The organism is Pseudoalteromonas sp. 2CM37A, from assembly GCF_023161885.1.
Taxonomy (GTDB): domain Bacteria; phylum Pseudomonadota; class Gammaproteobacteria; order Enterobacterales; family Alteromonadaceae; genus Pseudoalteromonas; species Pseudoalteromonas atlantica.
The window spans coordinates 392,276-409,604 of record NZ_JALNTJ010000001.1 but is presented as its reverse complement, the minus strand read 5'-3'; the positions used below and the strand labels follow the sequence as shown (position 1 = coordinate 409,604).

At 39.6% G+C, this 17,329-nt stretch carries 18 protein-coding genes; 11 read left to right on the top strand and 7 right to left on the bottom strand.

Annotated features, from left to right (window positions below; all coding sequences use genetic code 11):
- Positions 1-47: 47 nt before the first annotated feature.
- Complete coding sequence (locus tag MTF68_RS01780; RefSeq protein WP_029772292.1) at positions 48-1,352, bottom strand: sugar ABC transporter substrate-binding protein; 1,305 nt, start codon at positions 1,350-1,352, stop codon at positions 48-50.
- A gap of 138 nt (positions 1,353-1,490) precedes the next feature.
- Positions 1,491-2,813: a hypothetical protein gene (locus tag MTF68_RS01775; RefSeq protein ID WP_029772291.1), complete on the bottom strand. Its 1,323-nt coding sequence runs from the start codon at positions 2,811-2,813 to the stop codon at positions 1,491-1,493.
- Between the two features lie 466 nt (positions 2,814-3,279).
- On the opposite strand from MTF68_RS01775, the gene MTF68_RS01770 reads away from it, so the two are divergent.
- The 5 genes from MTF68_RS01770 to MTF68_RS01750 are packed head-to-tail and all read left to right on the top strand — an operon-like array spanning position 3,280 to position 8,863.
- On the top strand, positions 3,280-3,663 hold the full coding sequence (locus tag MTF68_RS01770) for a response regulator (RefSeq protein WP_029772290.1): 384 nt from the start codon (positions 3,280-3,282) through the stop codon (positions 3,661-3,663).
- A 12-nt stretch (positions 3,664-3,675) separates the two neighbouring features.
- Positions 3,676-4,581, top strand: coding sequence for a MoxR family ATPase (locus MTF68_RS01765; protein ID WP_248461466.1), 906 nt, complete (start codon positions 3,676-3,678; stop codon positions 4,579-4,581).
- 1 nt (position 4,582) lies between these two features.
- Positions 4,583-5,578 carry a DUF58 domain-containing protein gene (locus MTF68_RS01760; protein WP_248461465.1) on the top strand — a complete coding sequence of 332 codons (996 nt, stop codon included), beginning with the start codon at positions 4,583-4,585 and terminating at the stop codon, positions 5,576-5,578.
- Complete coding sequence (locus MTF68_RS01755) at positions 5,571-7,532, top strand: DUF3488 and transglutaminase-like domain-containing protein (protein WP_248461464.1); 1,962 nt, start codon at positions 5,571-5,573, stop codon at positions 7,530-7,532. The genes MTF68_RS01760 and MTF68_RS01755 overlap by 8 nt, the downstream gene beginning before the upstream one ends.
- A gap of 8 nt (positions 7,533-7,540) precedes the next feature.
- Positions 7,541-8,863, top strand: a complete 1,323-nt coding sequence (locus MTF68_RS01750) for a Na+/H+ antiporter family protein (RefSeq protein ID WP_248461463.1) — start codon at positions 7,541-7,543, stop codon at positions 8,861-8,863.
- 209 nt (positions 8,864-9,072) lie between these two features.
- Here the strand turns inward: MTF68_RS01750 and MTF68_RS01745 are convergent, their stop codons facing one another.
- Genes MTF68_RS01745 through MTF68_RS01735 form a run of 3 tightly spaced genes read right to left on the bottom strand, consistent with a single transcriptional unit; the run spans position 9,073 to position 11,181 of the window.
- Positions 9,073-9,507 (bottom strand): acyl-CoA thioesterase, encoded by a 435-nt coding sequence (locus MTF68_RS01745; protein WP_024033640.1) that lies wholly within the window; start codon positions 9,505-9,507, stop codon positions 9,073-9,075.
- Between the two features lie 5 nt (positions 9,508-9,512).
- A complete protein-coding gene (locus MTF68_RS01740) occupies positions 9,513-10,331 on the bottom strand; it encodes a M23 family metallopeptidase (protein WP_248461462.1) in 819 nt (272 codons plus the stop codon).
- Entirely contained in the window at positions 10,324-11,181 is an 858-nt protein-coding gene (locus MTF68_RS01735) for a 6-carboxytetrahydropterin synthase (protein WP_248461461.1), read from the bottom strand. The genes MTF68_RS01740 and MTF68_RS01735 overlap by 8 nt, the downstream gene beginning before the upstream one ends.
- Positions 11,182-11,385: 204 nt before the next feature.
- Between MTF68_RS01735 and fabA the strand changes: the two genes are divergently transcribed.
- Positions 11,386-11,901, top strand: coding sequence for a bifunctional 3-hydroxydecanoyl-ACP dehydratase/trans-2-decenoyl-ACP isomerase (fabA, locus tag MTF68_RS01730; RefSeq protein WP_004586523.1), 516 nt, complete (start codon positions 11,386-11,388; stop codon positions 11,899-11,901).
- A gap of 66 nt (positions 11,902-11,967) precedes the next feature.
- Here fabA and rmf read toward each other — a convergent pair whose 3' ends face one another.
- The gene (rmf, locus tag MTF68_RS01725; RefSeq protein ID WP_004586522.1) at positions 11,968-12,138 is read right to left on the bottom strand and encodes a ribosome modulation factor; all 171 of its coding nucleotides are present in this window, start codon (positions 12,136-12,138) and stop codon (positions 11,968-11,970) included.
- Positions 12,139-12,746: 608 nt separating this feature from the next.
- Between rmf and MTF68_RS01720 the strand changes: the two genes are divergently transcribed.
- From MTF68_RS01720 to MTF68_RS01710, 3 genes are all read left to right on the top strand, one after another.
- Entirely contained in the window at positions 12,747-13,379 is a 633-nt protein-coding gene (locus tag MTF68_RS01720; protein ID WP_024032240.1) for a TetR/AcrR family transcriptional regulator, read from the top strand.
- Between the two features lie 50 nt (positions 13,380-13,429).
- The gene (locus MTF68_RS01715; RefSeq protein ID WP_248461460.1) at positions 13,430-14,419 is read left to right on the top strand and encodes an MDR family oxidoreductase; all 990 of its coding nucleotides are present in this window, start codon (positions 13,430-13,432) and stop codon (positions 14,417-14,419) included.
- Between the two features lie 73 nt (positions 14,420-14,492).
- Positions 14,493-14,909, top strand: a complete 417-nt coding sequence (locus tag MTF68_RS01710) for a VF530 family protein (RefSeq protein WP_004586518.1) — start codon at positions 14,493-14,495, stop codon at positions 14,907-14,909.
- 255 nt (positions 14,910-15,164) lie between these two features.
- On the opposite strand, the gene MTF68_RS01705 is transcribed toward MTF68_RS01710, so the two are convergent.
- Positions 15,165-15,596, bottom strand: coding sequence for a DUF3859 domain-containing protein (locus MTF68_RS01705; RefSeq protein WP_248461458.1), 432 nt, complete (start codon positions 15,594-15,596; stop codon positions 15,165-15,167).
- 156 nt (positions 15,597-15,752) lie between these two features.
- Here MTF68_RS01705 and MTF68_RS01700 point away from each other — a divergent pair, with 156 nt between their 5' ends.
- Together MTF68_RS01700 and MTF68_RS01695 are read left to right on the top strand one after the other, a co-directional pair.
- Positions 15,753-16,745 (top strand): YHYH protein, encoded by a 993-nt coding sequence (locus tag MTF68_RS01700; RefSeq protein WP_248461696.1) that lies wholly within the window; start codon positions 15,753-15,755, stop codon positions 16,743-16,745.
- Between the two features lie 23 nt (positions 16,746-16,768).
- Positions 16,769-17,293, top strand: coding sequence for a hypothetical protein (locus tag MTF68_RS01695; RefSeq protein WP_248461457.1), 525 nt, complete (start codon positions 16,769-16,771; stop codon positions 17,291-17,293).
- Positions 17,294-17,329: the final 36 nt, after the last annotated feature.

Below are 17,329 nucleotides of genomic sequence, written 5' to 3'. Positions count from 1 at the left end.
GCTGACGAAAAATACGAGGTAAGCGTTAAACTTACCCGCCTACTTATTTATTTTGGGTAGCGCGCTTTACGCATTGTGCGCTCAACTAGGCGTTGTGATGTGTTAAGCGCTTGCTCAACAGTCATTTGCCCAGTAAGTGCAGCGGAAAACTGCTGCCCAACAGCAGTGCCAATTCCTTGAAATTCAGGGATAGCAACAAACTGAATGCCAACATAAGGCACGGGTTTAACTGTAGGGTTTTTCGGGTCGGCCGAATTAATAGAATCAAGCGTTATTTGTGCAAACGGTGCTGCATTCATGTATTGCTCGTTTTCATAAAGTGATGCGCGAGTACCCGGCGGTACTTTTGCCCAGCCTTTGTTATCGGCGACTAATTGGCTGTACTCTTTTGATGTAGCCCAGCTAATAAATTTCATTGCAGCATCAGATTTTTTACTGCTAGAAGGAATTGCAAGTGTCCATGACCATAGCCAGTTACCACGTTTACCTAGGCCATTATCTGGTGCAAGTGCAAAGCCTACTTTATCAGCTACTTCAGAATCTTTTTTATTGGTTACAAATGCGCCAGCAACCGTTGCATCAATCCAAATACCACATTTACCCGTTTGAAATAACGCTAGGTTTTCGTTAAACCCATTCGCTGACGAACCCGCAGGTCCAGACTCTTTCATAACATCTACATAGTACTGGAGTGTGGCTTTCCACTCAGGGGTATTAAACTGTGGTTTCCAATTTTCATCAAACCAGCGAGCGCCAAACGAATTTGCCATTGAAGTAATTAAAGCAACATTTTCGCCCCAACCTGCTTTACCACGTAAGCAAAGGCCATAAACACCTTCATCTTTATTGGTCATCGCTTTTGCAGCTTTTTGAATAAAGCTCCACGTAGGCGCGTTTGGCATTTCTAGGCCGGCTTTTTCCATTAGGTCTGTACGGTACATAACCATAGAGCTTTCGCCATAAAATGGGGCCGCGTATAATTTGTTATCTATGGTTAAACCACTGCGAATAGCCGGTAGTAAGTCATCAACGTCGTAATTTTCACCTAGGTTATCAAGCTCAGTTAGCCAGTTTTGTTTACCCCAAATTGGCACTTCATATGTGCCAATTGTCATTACATCGTATTGGCCGCCTTTTGTGGCAACATCGGTTGTTACACGTTGACGTAAAATATTTTCTTCTAGTGTTACCCATTTTAATGAAATATCTGGGTTTTGTTCTTCAAAATGATTGCTAAGCTCTTTCATGGTGATCATGTCACCATTATTAACAGTGGCAATGGTTATGGTTTCTTTAGCGGCTACGTTAATAGCCATAACTGAACACGCGAGCATTAATAATTTAGTTTTCATCGGGTTAACCCTCATAAATATGTTAAATGACGCTTAAAAATAACTGTAAAGCGCCTTAGTAAATAAAGCGGTGAGTAATTTCAACGTATTTAGAGCGCTGAAATTACCTTTAAACCAAACAGTAAGTTAGTAAGCTATTTAAAATTTAACTGAGATTTCTGAGGTGAAACCGTCAAAACCACGACCAATTTGGCCGCCTGAGTTTGCGCCTTCTTCTTGGTTTACATACTCAACTTTTAAAAGTGTCGAATCTGTAAACCAGTAACCCGCGGCTACTTGTAAGCGCTCAACGGTGTTATCGTTTTGGCTGATTAAATCGGAAGTGTTTTCTGACTCTGCATAGCGCGCGGCTACGTAAAGTTTTTCAGGAATGATATATTGCTGTGCTTCAACGGCGTAATATTCTACTGAGCTTTCGCCTTTAATTACACTGTTAGAATCAAACGTGGTACCGTTTTCGTCTGCCACGCCATCTGTACCAAAGTAGGTAATACCTGCCACTGCGTTACCTGCAGAGTCTGCAAAGGTGTAATCGTCAGACGATTTACCCAACATTAAAATGATGCTGGTTTGATCTGATGGCTGATACGCTAAATTTAATTGAATGATAGACTGATCAAGCCCTGGCATAACACCTACGTGAGTATCACGTTCGCTTGAAGGAGAAGCCGAAAAGTTATAGTTTTCGCCATCACCAAAACGGTAATTTGTTGTTGTGAGTCCATCTAAGCTCGCTACGCCATTTTCAAAACGAAGTTGGTCGCCTTGGTTAGCTTGTAAGTAATTTAAGCCAACTTTAAAGCCACCTTCAAACTCTAATGTACCTTGTAAGCGGTAATTAAAGCCTCTATCTTCTTGAAATGCTTCGCCAAAGCTTGATGTAGTAATGTGACCTGCCACGTTATAAGAACGAAGCACACCACTGTCAAAAGTTTCTGTGTAGCTTAATTGTGCACCGTTTTCTGCGGTTGCGTAGTCGTTAATGCCGTTACCAATTAAGGCATTACCTTGGTTATCTGCGCCGTCTTGAAAACCTTTGAACTGAAATGGAGACGCGCCAATATTACCTAAACGAAGCGTTAAATTTTCGTTTTCGTTTGGTGTGCCGTATAAGCCAAGTAAATCAAATTCAATACCTGCAAAGTCGTTATGGAACGAAAAATCACGGTCGCCGCCGCCAAAATCGTTTGGCTCTTCGGCTATATCAATGTCGGCAGTAATGTATTCATTTATATGAAACTTAAGCATTAAGTTAGCTCTAATACGCCCAAAACCTGATGATTGTTCTTCATCTCCAGGACGAAATGCACCGTCTTTAGCTTGAATAGACTGAAAGTTTTGCATTGCTAGAAAGTTAACGTCAAGGCGGTCAAAGTAATCTGACATTTCTGCTTGTGCAGGCGCTGCCAACGCTGCTGCTACTAAAGTTAGCGCAAATTTAGCTTTCTTATTATTTAACATAATGAACTCTCTATTTAGTGTGTTGTGTATTTTCAGTGTGCAGCTAAAGCAAATGGGCATTTTATATAAATGTGTTTTTAAACTTCGCAATGGGCATTGGCTCAGCTAGTGAGCATAATCACAAATGAATAATGTAACGTCAACATCTTTTATTACAAAACATTTACATGAAATCGTATTTATAAAAATTTACATTTATAAACAAGGGTTTAATAGTTTTGAATTCCAAAATAAAATTGCCAGTTATGACTAAAGTCTTATTTAAAATGTTCTGTAGAGGGCTATTGAAGAGCGTTATTTAACATTTATTAACCAATTAAATGGTGTGGGCGTTTAATTAATACGGCAGGTTTAGGCGCGTAAAAGCGCTAATTGGTTGTTTTTTGATTTACTTTCTTGAGCTTATACAGTGCTTAGCATAAAATTAAATTACTTTAGATGTATAAAAAATAGAAGTAATTAACATATGGAATTTGTGCGCCCGCTTGAGCCTATACTTATTATTGATGACGTTAAGGAAATACGTGACTACCTAAACCAAATATTAACGGAGCTAGGCTTTGAAGATATTTTAGAAAGCAACGATTACCTTTCTGCAAAACCCCTTCTTGATAAAAAATCACCCAATGTCATATTTTTGGATGTGGACTTACCTGATTCTGAAAGCTCTGATATTCTAGAACATATTAATGATAGCTACCCTCACGCTCACGTTGTTATGTGCTCAGGTCATAACACTCTTGAAAACGTGCAAAACACATGGGAATTAGGCGCTAAAGGCTTTATAGAAAAACCTTTTAACGCTAAAAAAGTTAATTCTGTTATGAAGCGCCTCGAACTAAGCGAATAAAATAAGGTCAGTATGCAAAGCACTGTTACGGCAATTATCGACGATTTATCGAGTGTTATTTTTGGAAAAAAACAACAAATAAAACTAGCACTCACCTGCTTATTCAGTGAAGGACATTTACTGATAGAAGATTTACCCGGTATGGGCAAAACTACGCTCTCACATGCACTTGCTGCTGTGCTTGGGCTGTCGTATCAGCGTATACAATTTACAAGCGATCTTTTACCTGCCGATATTTTAGGAACTAATGTATTTAACGCTAATGAGCACACGTTTACATTTCATAAAGGGCCGATTTTTAGCCAAGTTGTATTAGCAGATGAAATAAACCGCGCGGGCCCTAAAACGCAAAGTGCATTGCTTGAGGCAATGGAAGAGCAGCAAGTTACAGTAGATGGTACTAAGTACACATTACCAAATCCTTTTTTTGTAATTGCCACGCAAAACCCGCTTTTTCAGTCGGGTACTTACCCACTTCCAGAATCGCAGTTAGATCGATTTTTAATGCGCATAAGTTTGGGTTTTCCTCCTAAAGAGGCTGAAAAACAACTTATTTTAAACTTTAAACCGCGAGACTACAGCCAATTACCACAAAGAATAGACGCTAAGCAGCTACAACAAATTCAAACCTTAATTAACCAAATTGTGATAAGTAGCCCTGTAATCGATTACATTATTGAATTAGTAACGCATACTCGTCAAAGCGCTGCATTTGCAGGCTCGCTCTCTCCTCGGGCAAGTATGGCGCTTGCCAAAGCGGCTAAGTCGTGGGCATTTATTGAAGGGCGAGAGTTTGTAACCCCTGACGATGTACAAGCTGTATTTGCAAGTGTGTGTCAACACCGCTTAGGACTGCATAACGAGTCAGGAGAAGCGCAAGTAAATGAAATCTTAAAAACCGTTGCTGTGCCAGTTTAACGTGTTATTTAAAAAAAAAGCCAAAAAGGTCGGTATATTAGGCGCATTAAAAAAGCGTTTACTTAATAAACTACTTAAAAACAAGCATTCAAAGCAATCCATTACGCTGGCTCATAACAATATTTATGTAGTGCCCTCGCAGCTCGGCTTTTACTTTATTATTGTGGCTATTTTAAATTTTGTTATGGGCATTAATTATCAAAATAACTTAATTTTGGTGATGGCTTATTTAATGTTTGTGGTGATGATTATTGCCGTACTGCTTGGTTATACAAATGCCAGAGGGCTAAAAGTTGAATATATAAAAAGTTTTGCCAGCTTCTCACCAAATAAAGGCTCGGTTAAATTTATTTTAAAAGCCCCTACACTTACGCAATCAGTATCGCTTAGCTACTCGAGTGACCCTGAATACGCAAAGCACTTAGCGCAAGTTACGCCCAAAGACAGCGCTTTAATTATTAACCTACCTTATAATGCCCGCGGTAAATATACCCTTGAACGTTTTAAAATACACAGTAATTACCCATTTGGGCTGGTAAGCGTGTGGAGTTATATACAACCCAATGACTCTGTTTACGTTTACCCTGTGCCAGAGCATGTATTAAACGACACTTACAACAGTACGTTTGAACACACAACGCAAACAGGCAGTATTAAAGAGCCCGGCAGCGAAGAGTTTGATGAGCTAATTACGCATTTACCAGAAATGGGATTGCAGCGAATTTCATGGAAACATTACGCTAAATCACAGCAGTTACTCGTAAAAGAATTTATAGATTATAAAAAGTCCGATATTGTTTTTGATTTTAATCTGCTAACGGGTAACACCGAGCAACGCTTGAGTCAGCTTTGCTTTTTAGTGTGTAATGCATGCGAAAACAACACACCGTTTACACTGATTTTGCCCTCAGCAAATTACAAAGCAACTAACAACGCGCACGATAAATCACAGTGTTTAGCACTTCTGAGCGAATACGGCGGAGCAACTAATGGCTGAGCTATTAAATTACCGGGCAATTAATTTAGCAATGAGCTTTATATACGCCTGCTTATTTGCGTTTTATTTATCGCATATGCCCATACTGTTTATTGGGGTTTTATCGCTTTTATGCCTTTGGAACGTGTACTTAACACTGACTAACAACCCTAAACCTAACGCGTGGCTTGCAAATATTTTGGCTGGATTAGCTTTAATATTAATGATTTACACCATAGGTATAGGCGATACTGTCATATTGTTTGTTGCTATGTTATTGCTCTCTAGTATTTTTAAATTACTGCAGGCTAAAACAAAAAAACATTACCATATTATTGTCACACTCACGTTTTTTTCTATTTCATCGGCGTATTTGTTTAACCAAAGCATAATAACCACCTTAACCATGAGCGCCCTATTTTTACTCAACTTTGCTGTATTGAGCTTAATTGAATCTTCTCATAGTTTAAAATTAGCCTCTAAACAAAGTGCTAAGCTGTTATTTATTGCTTTGCCTTTAGCAATATTTTTGCTGTTGTTTTTACCTAAAATGCCCGCTTTTTGGCAGTTACCTGGGCCAAAGCTTGCTAAAACAGGGCTCTCTGAACAGGTTGACCCGTTTGATATTGCAAAGCTGTCTAATTCTGATGAACTGGTTTTTAGAGCGCGTTTTAATAACAACACGCCCGCCTCGCCTTATTATTGGCGAGCACTTGTACACGATACTTTTGATGGTAAAGCGTGGAAAACATCTGATTTATTAAAATATAATAATCAAAGTGCTGATCCCAATAAACAAATTGCGATACAACATACCTACACTATTATTGCCGAGCCTGCTAATCAAAAATGGTTATATGGGCTTGGTTACGCAACCAGTAACAATAAAAATGTTGAAAGTAATGCGCTAGGGCTATTACGAAAAAAACAATATCAAGCTAAAAGCTTGCAGTATCAGGTATCAAGTGCAGCACTGAGTACAGAGCAACTTTCAGATTGGCAGACCGCTTATTACACACGCTTAAATAACCAAACAAACCAACAAGCAGCCAAGCTTGCTGCCAAACTTAAACAATCAACCACCTCGCAAAGCGACTTTTATAATGCATTGCTTAGCTACTTTGCTAAACAAGAATTTAGCTACACGTTAACCCCCGAGCCTATGACCGGTGACAGCACTATCGATCAATTTTTATTTGATAAAAAACGCGGCTTTTGCGGCCATTACGCGAGTGCAGCAGCGTATATTTTTAGAAGCGCCGGTATTCCCGCGCGCTTGGCTAGTGGTTATTTAGGTGGCGAAAAAAACCAAACAAATAACTATTTATCGGTTCGCCAATACGATGCCCACGCTTGGGTTGAGGTTTATATTAATAATCAGTGGCAAATTTTTGATGCCACTGCGGTGGTCGCCCCCGAGCGGTTGAATGGTTCACTTTCGCAAAACGAAGAACTCAATGATGAATTTAAAAGTAATCTCGATTTTGGCTTAGTGAGTTTAAGTAACTTTGCAGCCGTTAATTGGTTAAGGCTAAAACTAGAAACCCTTGATTACCAATGGACTAGCTGGGTACTTGGCTTTGACGAAGAAAAGCAAAGTAACTTTTTAAAATCACTTTTTGGTAGTAAACATCTTTGGCTGGTCCCTTTAGCGGTTATTTTAGGACTTGCTTTTAGCTTTGCTGCTTACTTTATTTATTTAAATTGGCCACGCAATAAAAGTAAACGCCCGCCGTTAGTTTCAGAATTTGAGGCAATTAAGCACTGGGCAGATAAAAACCACATAGCAGCGCCTAGTCACTATTCACCTAATCAGCAGTTAATATACTTTGCTGAGAAAAGCCCTGATGCTGCGGAACCTTTAAGCGAATTTAGCTATTTATTTAACCAAGTGCGCTACGCTAAAAAACCTTTTACTAAAGAACGTAAAAATCAGGCTAAAGATCTGATAAAATTAATTAAATCTTCAAAATAGAGAAAACTATGAATGCGGTTGTTATAGGCGTTATTTTAATGCTTGGGCTCTCTTTAGCCCGTGTAAATGTCATTGTAGCTATGATAATTAGTGCACTTGTAGCCGGTTTAACAGCGGGTTTAGGAATAAAAGAAAGTGTTGATGCATTTAATTCTGGTTTGTCGGCCGGCGCTGAAATTGCACTAAGTTACGCAATGTTAGGTGCCTTTGCAGTGGCTATTTCAAAATCGGGATTAACCCGTATCCTCGCCGAAAAGCTATTAAACAAAGTGAATGCACAAGGTGCTGGCAGCGAAACCTTTTTAAGCTATTTTATTTTATTAATTATATTAGGCTGCGCTATTTCATCTCAAAATTTAGTGCCTGTGCACATAGCCTTTATACCTATTTTAATCCCCCCTTTGCTGGTTGTGTTTAATCAACTACGTTTAGACCGCCGCGCTATTGCTTGTATATTAACGTTTGGTTTAGCTACCTCTTACATGGTATTGCCTTATGGATTTGGTGGCATTTACTTATACTCTATTTTGCATAAAAACTTAGTTGATAACGGCCTAGACATAGTTAACACACAAGTGCCTATGGCAATGATTATTCCTGCCTGCGGTATGTTGGTTGGGTTAATTATCGCGGTGTTTATAAGTTACGCAAAGCGCCGTGACTACCAAGCGCAACCGTTAACAACACAAAGTAAAGCTACCGAGATTGAGAAACCAAAAAAAGTGATGATCGTGGGTTTGTTTGCTGTACTTTCATCATTGGTTGCACAAAACCTAAGTGGCTCTATGATATTAGGCGGCCTTGTTGGCGTGATGATATTTAGTGTATTTGGTGTTGTTAAGTGGGAAGAAAACGGCGACGTATTTAGTAAAGGCGTCGCCATGATGGCGATGATTGGCTTTATTATGATTTCGGCTCAAGGGTTTGCCTCAGTAATGAAAGCAACCGGTGATGTAGCAAGTTTAGTTCACAGTGGCGCGGCGTTATTTGATGGCAATAAGCCCCTCGCTGCGGCCTCTATTTTATTGGTGGGATTATTGATAACAATGGGTATTGGTAGTTCGTTTTCTACAGTGCCAATTATAGCTACCTTATTTGTTCCTTTATGTTTAGATTTAGGTTTCTCGGTTATGGCAACTGCGGCTTTAGTGGGTACAGCGGGTGCATTAGGTGATGCGGGCTCTCCAGCCTCTGATTCTACACTTGGGCCAACCTCGGGTTTAAATGCCGATGGTCAACATGATCATATACGAGATTCGGTGATCCCCACCTTTATACATTTTAATATTCCATTACTTATATTTGGTTGGATTGCGGCTATGGTGCTCTAACACTTCTGCACTTATAGTGTGTATAATTGATTATTTTTAAGGCATGCATTCCATGCCTTTTTTATACCTCCCTATTTTGTTGACCTAATCTATATATTTTTATGGTTGCTAAGATTGCTTTTACAATTAACTAGTATGATGTGTTCTTTTACTGTAATTAAATAAGCACCTAATAAAGGCGCTTATTTAAAGGCCGCTTGCCTTAATATTTACTTATCAAAACCATAAATCATTTTATCGCACACAACCGGTGTCGGTCTGTGATCATCATCTACGGCTACAAAGGTAAAGCTGCCTGAAATCGCCGAGTGCTTATCATCTTTATGCATGGTTTCTAAACAAATATCCACATCCACTTTAAGTGATGTATTGCCCACATGCACAACTTTAGCAATTAGCTCAGCAAAAGTACCTGCTGGAATAGCCTCTTTAAAATCAACTCTATCAGATGAAATAGTCACTAACGGCTTTCGGCAAAAACGAGTGGCGGCAATAAAAGCAACCTCGTCCATCCATGCTAACGCATCGCCACCAAACAATGTGTTGTGATGATTAGTGCGCCCAGGAAACACCGTTTTAGTAACCGAGGTCGTTGAGTCTTCAATACGCTTTGCAATAATTGCATCGCGGTTAATGTCTGTCATAGTATCTACTTTTTATTAGCAAGCTTATCTTGCATCAATAATGCTGGGTCTAGGCGCTCGCCTTCCCAGTTAAAACGCCAATCAAGGTGTGGGCCTGTTACACGCCCTGTTGCACCTATTTCAGCAACTTTGTCGCCTTGGCTTATTGTATCGCCTACTTTTACATCTAATTTGCTTAAATGAATATATGTAGAGGTAACGCCATGGCCATGGTCAATAATAAGCGTACCGCCAGAGTAGTATAAATCGGGGTCAGCAAACACCACGGTGCCACTAATCGGAGCATAAACAGGCGAGCCGGTTTTATTGGCAATATCTAAACCAAAATGTGGGCGTCGCGGTTCGCCGTTAAAAAAACGTTGGCTACCATAAACACCCGATATACGTCCTTGTGCAGGCTTTAATACCGGGTCTAAAAAGTACTGTAAATCAGAGTTAACTGCGCGCGCTTTACGTATTGCTTGCGCCTCACGGCTAATACGTGCGCTTACTTCTTTAGGGGGCGACACATACTTTTTAGCCACACCCGTAATTTTATCAATTTTATAATCGCGTTTAGTGATCATTAAATCTTGCGTGTGTGTTTTACCGTTATTATCTACCCACGTAAGGGCGTGTTTTGCTTTCGCGTCGCGACCAAAGCCAAACACAAAATTGCCAGAGTCTGATAACTTTAATGTTTTACCATCTAGTGATACCGACTTTACATTTTCAAGCTTGCCTGTCACTAAGCCGCCCTGTGTAAGGTGCCCTTTTAGCTCAAGCGCTAATGCACTAAAGCTAGTTGTGGTTACAAGCGCTGTGGCTAAAAGAGTTTTAAGCATAACTAATCGATCCCTTTCCTACGCCTTCATATGCGGTAATTTTTACGTCTTTGTCGGGGTATTCTGCCTTAACTTGCTCAGCAAGATGTTGAGCAATACATTCTACCGTTGTATCAACAGGTAAAATGTCACAGCGTGACTCGCTAATCGCCATTTCAAAGTAACCTTGTGCAGCGGTGTAAGCAAAACACACATCATCGTTTTTAGCGCTTATGTGTTTTAATTCGTTTGCAGAGATTTGGTCTTCACGCGTGGCTAAGTAAATATCTTGCCATTTTTCTGCCCATTGCTTTTGTAAGCGTGGCATAGACATACCATCTAAACTAATACCAATTTGCGAGCGATGGCCATGAATAATACGCTGACAGTTGCCATCGTGCTTTTTAAGGCCATGGCTGTAATGGTAATAAAAACTTTGGCTGTGCTCTGGTTTAAGCGACAACTCAATTTTTTCAATGTTTCCTGGCAGTTTTGGTAAAATAGTGTCGATTAAAAATTCAGTCACTGATTCAACGCTAATTTCTGGTGCATCTATCATGCAATAAGCTTGATGCGGAGCACTCATGGCTAAATGGTGGTTATCACCAAATGTGCAATCGAGCGTTTTGTGCGAATCAAATTCTTGCACTGTGCCATTTAAACCTTTAGCAATTGCTAGTTTGTGGTCTAAACAGTCGTCAATTATGCCTTTAATTTGCTTTTTAACTAAGCCAAAGTCTAACACCATAGACTCTTCATTTAGCTTGCCATGCAACGTTAAGTCAACAATCCAGCTCTCGCCAACGGCGCCGCGTTTGTTACATAAGTAAGAAAAATCAATCACTGTTAGTGAGTTAACAAAAAGGATCATAAACTTCCTTTAAACTGGTTATAAGTCAGGGGTAATTATAATGATTTCTGATTGTAATTGCGCGGTTTTATAGTGCAAAAAGCAATCGCCACTACTGATTGGCGATAAATCACGCAAAAAAGTGTTTTTTTCAACTGCTCCGAGTTGTTTAGCGTACAAGTGTACGCTAAAGTACTTGGCAATTTCTAAGCGAAGATAAGTGTTATGGAACCTAAAAATAGCTATACAAAAGAAGATTTGATCCTATGTGGTCAAGGTGAAATGTTTGGTGAAGGTAACTGCCGTTTACCAAGCGACAACATGTTAATGATGGACCGTATTACTTCAATCACTGCTGATGGCGGCGAGCACGGTAAAGGCCAAATTGTAGCTGAGCTTGATATTGACCCAAGCCTATGGTTTTTCGATTGCCATTTTAAAGGCGACCCAGTTATGCCAGGTTGTTTAGGGCTAGATGCTATGTGGCAACTCGTTGGCTTTTTCTTAGGCTGGTCTGGTGGGCCTGGTTTAGGCCGTGCTTTAGGTGTGGGTGAAGTTAAATTTACCGGTCAAATTTTACCTACCGCTAAAAAAGTAACGTACCGCCTTGATATGAAACGTGTAATTAAGCGTAAATTATTTATGGGTATGGCTGATGGCACAGTTGAAGTAGATGGCCGCGTAATTTACGAAGCAAAAGATTTAAAAGTGGGCTTATTTCAAGACACAAGCGCATTCTAAAATTAGTAATGTATGCAAAAAGGCCTCCAATTGGAGGCCTTTTTACGTTAATTCTTATTTGATGAATTAGGTTTTATACATGTTTCGGTTTTCAATTGCTTCACGCCAACCGCCTAACCATTCTGACTTAGGATCGATTTGCTGATAAGGGCATAGCTCTTTTGAGCGCCCGGCTAAACCTGCTTTAAAACCTTGAGAATGAGCTCTTTCTAAACGATCTCTTTTTTGTCTCTTCATCGGTAATATCCTCACCTTTTTTAATTATAAATTTTGTAGCATTAGTGAAATCTACATTTAATGAATAGTTAATAAAAATGTTAAATTCAAATAGCAAAATTAATTAATTTGTTTGACATTAACTAACATGCTGATGCAAAAATAATTTAACATTAATAAAAACACAGTGGTCGTACCACCTCATTTCTTACTGCTTCTTTAATTTACAATACGGCTCTCTAACCGCTTAAATGCACTTATGTGCTAAGGCGTGTTCTACTTTGCTGATTTAAATATATCCATTAAAGCGATTAAATAACTGCTTAATGAAAACACCTAATGGGCAGCATATAGTTGGTATTTATGGTGCATTATCGCCTTATCTAAATGCCAAACACCACTGCAAATTTAACCAGCAAAAATCAACACGACCTATTTATCCGACACAGCTTTTTTGGCTAAGTTCCAAACAAAAATGTAATCATGACAATTTTATTGCAATTTGCCCTTTTGTTTAAAAAACAGCTTTAACGATTTATTTTTAAACAATTGGTATTTGTGCTTGATTAATTAAAGTCGATCGGTCTAATATGGGTTAACTTAAAAAATGCTATTAGGGGTTACTTATAATGAATACTGCTCAAGCACCTGCACGGCGCGGAAGACCCCCTAAAATACCTCGCGAAAACGCCGATACCAAAGCGCACCTTATTAGGGTTGGCCTAGAAACCTTAACTGAATTTGGTTTTAGCGCAACTGGCCTTGATACCATTTTAAAAAAAGCCGGCGTGCCTAAAGGCTCGTTTTATCATTACTTTAAAAGTAAAGAAGCGTTTGGTATTGCTTTAGTTAATGCCTACGATGACTACTTTATTACTAAGCTTAAAAAATATTTAACCGATAGCAATACCCCGCCCCTGGAGCGCTTAATTCACTTTACGCAAAGTGCCATTATGGGCATGCAAAAATACCAGTACAAACGCGGTTGTTTAGTCGGCAATTTAAATCAAGAGCTCAATCATTTAAGTGATGAATTTAAAACCCGCCTACTACAAAGCTACGTAGCATGGCAGCAGCAAGTTGAGCAGTGTTTAAATGAAGCACAGCAACAAGGTACGCTTGCTAAAACTGTTGATACGCAGCTTATGAGTGAATATTTTTGGATTGGCTGGGAAGGCGCCGTTATGCGCGCTAAACTTACCCAATCAAGTAAACCCCTTACGTTGTATACAGAAATGTTTTTACGCGCATTACTTACCTAATGCGCATTTTATTTAGCCATTAAAAACCGATCGGTCTAAAAGGATATGTTATGAGTAACTCAGTTAAAGCTATTGTAATTACGAAAGACGAAAACTACGCTGCGGCGCTTAGTGAAGTGCAACAAAGTGACCTACCAGATCAAAACGTGCAACTTGATGTACTTTACAGCACACTCAATTACAAAGATGGGTTAGCCATTACAGGTAAAGGCCCTGTTGTGCGCAGTTTTCCTATGGTGCCAGGCATCGATTTAGTGGGCAAAGTAAGTGAAACAAGTACGGATGAATTTACTGTTGGCGATAATGTAATTTTAAATGGCTTTGGTGTGGGCGAAAAACACTGGGGGGGCCTTGCACAAAAGGCATCGCTTAATAGTGATTGGTTAATCCCCCTCCCTGCAGCGCTTTCGCCAAAACAAGCAATGCAAATTGGTACCGCGGGCTACACTGCAATGCTGAGTGTTATTGCCCTTGAAAAACAAGGCATCACTCCAAGTGATGGCGAAATATTAGTGACCGGTGCAAACGGTGGTGTTGGCAGCTTTGCTATTTATTTATTAAATCAGCTAGGCTATAACGTAACCGTTGCAACAGGAAGAATGGAGCAAAGCGATTACTTAAAAGAGCTAGGTGCGTCACAAATCATTAGCCGCGATGAGCTTTCAAACCCAGGTAAACCACTTCAAAAAGAGCGCTTTGCGGGTGCTATAGATTCGGTAGGCAGCCACACGCTTGCTAATATTTGTGCATCGCTTAAATACGGTGGTGTGGTTACTGCGTGTGGTTTAGCCCAAGGCATGGATTTACCCGCATCAGTAGCGCCCTTTATTTTACGTGGTGTATCTTTAATTGGTATAGACAGCGTTATGCGCCCTAAAAAAGACAGAGTAGAAGCATGGGACAGACTAGCAAGCTTAGTAAAAGCCGATTACCTTGATAAAATTTCAACCGAAATTACACTTGAGCAAGTAATTGAAAATGCCGAGCAACTTATGGAAGGTAAAATTCGCGGCCGCGTAGTTGTTAATTGCCAAAGTTAAGCAATTTTATCTATTAAAGCCTCGTTATTAAATTTATAATGGCATTTGTATTTTTATTAATGAGGCAACACCTATGAGCAACCAAGATCTTTACAGTAATAACCCACTGCAAGGCGTAAAATTAGAGCAAGTGGTTGAAGAACTGGTTGAGCAATATGGGTGGGAGCTACTACACGCTTATTTGCAATTAAACTGTTTTAAAAACAACCCTGATGTAAAATCGGCGGTTAAGTTTTTACGTAAAACACAATGGGCACAAGAAAAGGTAGATAACTTTTACCTATACCGCCTTAAAAACTTACCTAAACCCGACGATGTGCAATACGAATTACCGCCACGAGATAGAGTTATTCCTGCTGATCATAAACCGGGGGAGCCGTGCGAATTAAGTTTTAGTGATGCAAAGCGAATTATGGAAAAAAAGGCCACTAAACAACGCGCCAGGGCACGAAAACAACGCTCAAATGCAACTAACCCGTGGGGTAACTAAGTTAACCTCAACTCTGGATAATAAATCTATCTCTAGCAGCTATTTTCAGCGCTAACAGCGTTGAATTTACTTGCAATAGGCTAGCTATTGACGCGTAAATTCGCCTTGTTTTCACCGAAAACCGCTGGCTAGAGAATTAAGCTTAAAGATCATCATGATAAATTATGTTGGTCTATCTCTTAACCAGAGTTCAGGTTAAGTTATATTTTTAAAGCCAATGTATATTGGCTTTTTTTAGCCCTGCAATTTTAGGACTTAGTAACCTCGTTTACGCCAAAAATCATTAACAGAGCCTTGCTCTTCAAGTGCAACGTTAAATGTTTTATCGGCAATAATTTTATTATTAAGGGTGAGTGTCATTCGCCAATCACCTAATTTATTTTCAATAGGCTCCCACAGCGTATCACCTAAATAAAACTGCCAGTCGTTCTCTTTAATGTATTCAACGCCTTCAAAGGGCGGCATTATTTCGCCATTACTGTCTGGTATATCGGGGTGATAGATGCAAAAGTGAAGTTTTTCGCCTTTTGCTTTTTTAACATTAATTATTAAACCAAATTCAACATCAAGCTTGGCAATTACAGTGGTAGTAAACTGCTCAATTTGTGGCAATGCTTTACTTTTGCTATCCCAAGTAGAATAAATCCCACAACTTTGAATCGACACCTCAGGTTTTGATTTTGCCATTACACCATTCTTTACTTTAGGCTGTTAATGCACTGATTTTATAATACATGCAGCTTAAGTAAAATCACCTGATTAACAAACATACTCAATGTTGATTTATTTTTGCACATTTAAGATCAAAAATAGCGTCAATTAGTACTTAATTGGCAGTGTATGATGAATCACACTCTATGTAATAAAGTTAAACTATTAAAAATTTCGTTATTAAGCGCAGCAATTTCTTCTCTTGTTGCATGTGGCAGTGATGAGCAAAACCTAACAACCGCCACTGATGAAAGTACAAGTTCAAGCAGTGAAAGTACAACAGCAATAAGTGGCACCAGCTCAACCGAGCAAGTGCTATGTGAATACAGTTACAATGAATACAACGACTCAACATCAGTGCAAACCACCAGCTCTGCTGATTGGGCATGCACAGGTACAACACGCGATGTAGTCGCTAATGGCATTCCCGATCATGATGTGGGCACGTTTCCTAACCCCGATAATCCAAACACCATTTCTGAGCAAACAGTGAGTGAGAGCTTTACGTTAACGCCTATACAAAGCGATACCGCAACCTTAATGGGCGGCCCTCGAGGCGTGTTAGGCATAGTACTAAATGGCGTTAAAATTGATGCCGGTACCGGCGGCAGTTGTGATGACTCTGGCGATAATTGCTCGCTTGGAGATAACAGTGGCAACTGGAGTATTGAAGCACTAAGCCAAGATACCTTTAGTTTTGGTACTGACGATAACAACGCACACGTACAGCCCGATGGCACATATCATTATCATGGTATGCCTGAGGGGTTTATCTCCCTTAGAGGCGGCAACAGCTCAACAATGACTCTAATTGCATGGGCGGCTGATGGGTTTCCTATTTATGCGCGCTATGGCTATAGCACCGCGGATGATGCAAGTTCGTCACTTAAAGTGATGACAGGTAGCTACCAACATATTAGTACTGTAAGCGATAACCGCCCTTCTACCGATATTTATCCACTGGGAACTTTTGCACAAGATTGGGAGTATGTAGCTGGCTCTGGCGATTTAGATGAGTGTAACGGGCGCTTTGGGGTTACCCCTGAATTTCCACAAGGCATATACCATTACTATGCAACCGATACTTATCCGTTTTTTCAACGCTGTGTTAAAGGCGAACTATAAATTTACTTATAGGCAGAGTGAGTATGATGAAAATACATAAAAAAGCACTGGTTGCACTTATTTTAGTGGCCAACATTGTTCTAGCACCGGTTGTTTATGCACATTTAATGGTGGCTCAACACGGAACATTAAACGTGATAGATAACCATGCCTTTATTGTGCTCTCGCTGCCTATTTCTGCATTTAATAACCTTGATGATGATTTTAATAAAAAAGTATCTATGGATGAATTTAACGCCCATAAAAAGCAAATCAGCAAAACCATAATGCGAGGGGTTTATTTAAACGATCATCATTATAAGTTTTCTTTAGAGGGCTTATTACTAAACCCTGAAGTGTCGCATACTGATACTAATAACATTGAGTACATAACGATTACGGGCCGATATACAGTGCCCGATATAAGCGCACAGCTAAAATTAAACGTTAGGTTATTTAGTCAAAACTCTGATTTAAATAAGTACCACATTACCGCCACTAACAAACAGCAAAAAATGACTCATCAGTTTGCCTTAACACCGCGTACGCCTTTTAGCACAGTGTTTTAAACTAACAATTAAGTAGCCAAGGGCAAACTTAATATT

Bases quoted from the DNA above. Each gene is read 5' to 3' on its own strand.
- MTF68_RS01765 (WP_248461466.1), top strand. From the start codon at position 3,676: ATGCAAAGCACTGTTACGGCAATTATCGACGATTTATCGAGTGTTATT.
- MTF68_RS01755 (WP_248461464.1), top strand. From the start codon at position 5,571: ATGGCTGAGCTATTAAATTACCGGGCAATTAATTTAGCAATGAGCTTT.
- MTF68_RS01700 (WP_248461696.1), top strand. From the start codon at position 15,753: ATGAATCACACTCTATGTAATAAAGTTAAACTATTAAAAATTTCGTTA.
- rmf (WP_004586522.1), bottom strand. From the start codon at position 12,138: ATGAAGAGACAAAAAAGAGATCGTTTAGAAAGAGCTCATTCTCAAGGT.
- MTF68_RS01715 (WP_248461460.1), top strand. From the start codon at position 13,430: ATGAGTAACTCAGTTAAAGCTATTGTAATTACGAAAGACGAAAACTAC.
- fabA (WP_004586523.1), top strand. From the start codon at position 11,386: ATGGAACCTAAAAATAGCTATACAAAAGAAGATTTGATCCTATGTGGT.
- MTF68_RS01710 (WP_004586518.1), top strand. From the start codon at position 14,493: ATGAGCAACCAAGATCTTTACAGTAATAACCCACTGCAAGGCGTAAAA.
- MTF68_RS01735 (WP_248461461.1), bottom strand. From the start codon at position 11,181: ATGATCCTTTTTGTTAACTCACTAACAGTGATTGATTTTTCTTACTTA.
- MTF68_RS01705 (WP_248461458.1), bottom strand. From the start codon at position 15,596: ATGGCAAAATCAAAACCTGAGGTGTCGATTCAAAGTTGTGGGATTTAT.
- MTF68_RS01750 (WP_248461463.1), top strand. From the start codon at position 7,541: ATGAATGCGGTTGTTATAGGCGTTATTTTAATGCTTGGGCTCTCTTTA.
- MTF68_RS01770 (WP_029772290.1), top strand. From the start codon at position 3,280: ATGGAATTTGTGCGCCCGCTTGAGCCTATACTTATTATTGATGACGTT.
- MTF68_RS01745 (WP_024033640.1), bottom strand. From the start codon at position 9,507: ATGACAGACATTAACCGCGATGCAATTATTGCAAAGCGTATTGAAGAC.
- MTF68_RS01720 (WP_024032240.1), top strand. From the start codon at position 12,747: ATGAATACTGCTCAAGCACCTGCACGGCGCGGAAGACCCCCTAAAATA.
- MTF68_RS01695 (WP_248461457.1), top strand. From the start codon at position 16,769: ATGATGAAAATACATAAAAAAGCACTGGTTGCACTTATTTTAGTGGCC.
- MTF68_RS01740 (WP_248461462.1), bottom strand. From the start codon at position 10,331: ATGCTTAAAACTCTTTTAGCCACAGCGCTTGTAACCACAACTAGCTTT.
- MTF68_RS01775 (WP_029772291.1), bottom strand. From the start codon at position 2,813: ATGTTAAATAATAAGAAAGCTAAATTTGCGCTAACTTTAGTAGCAGCA.
- MTF68_RS01780 (WP_029772292.1), bottom strand. From the start codon at position 1,352: ATGAAAACTAAATTATTAATGCTCGCGTGTTCAGTTATGGCTATTAAC.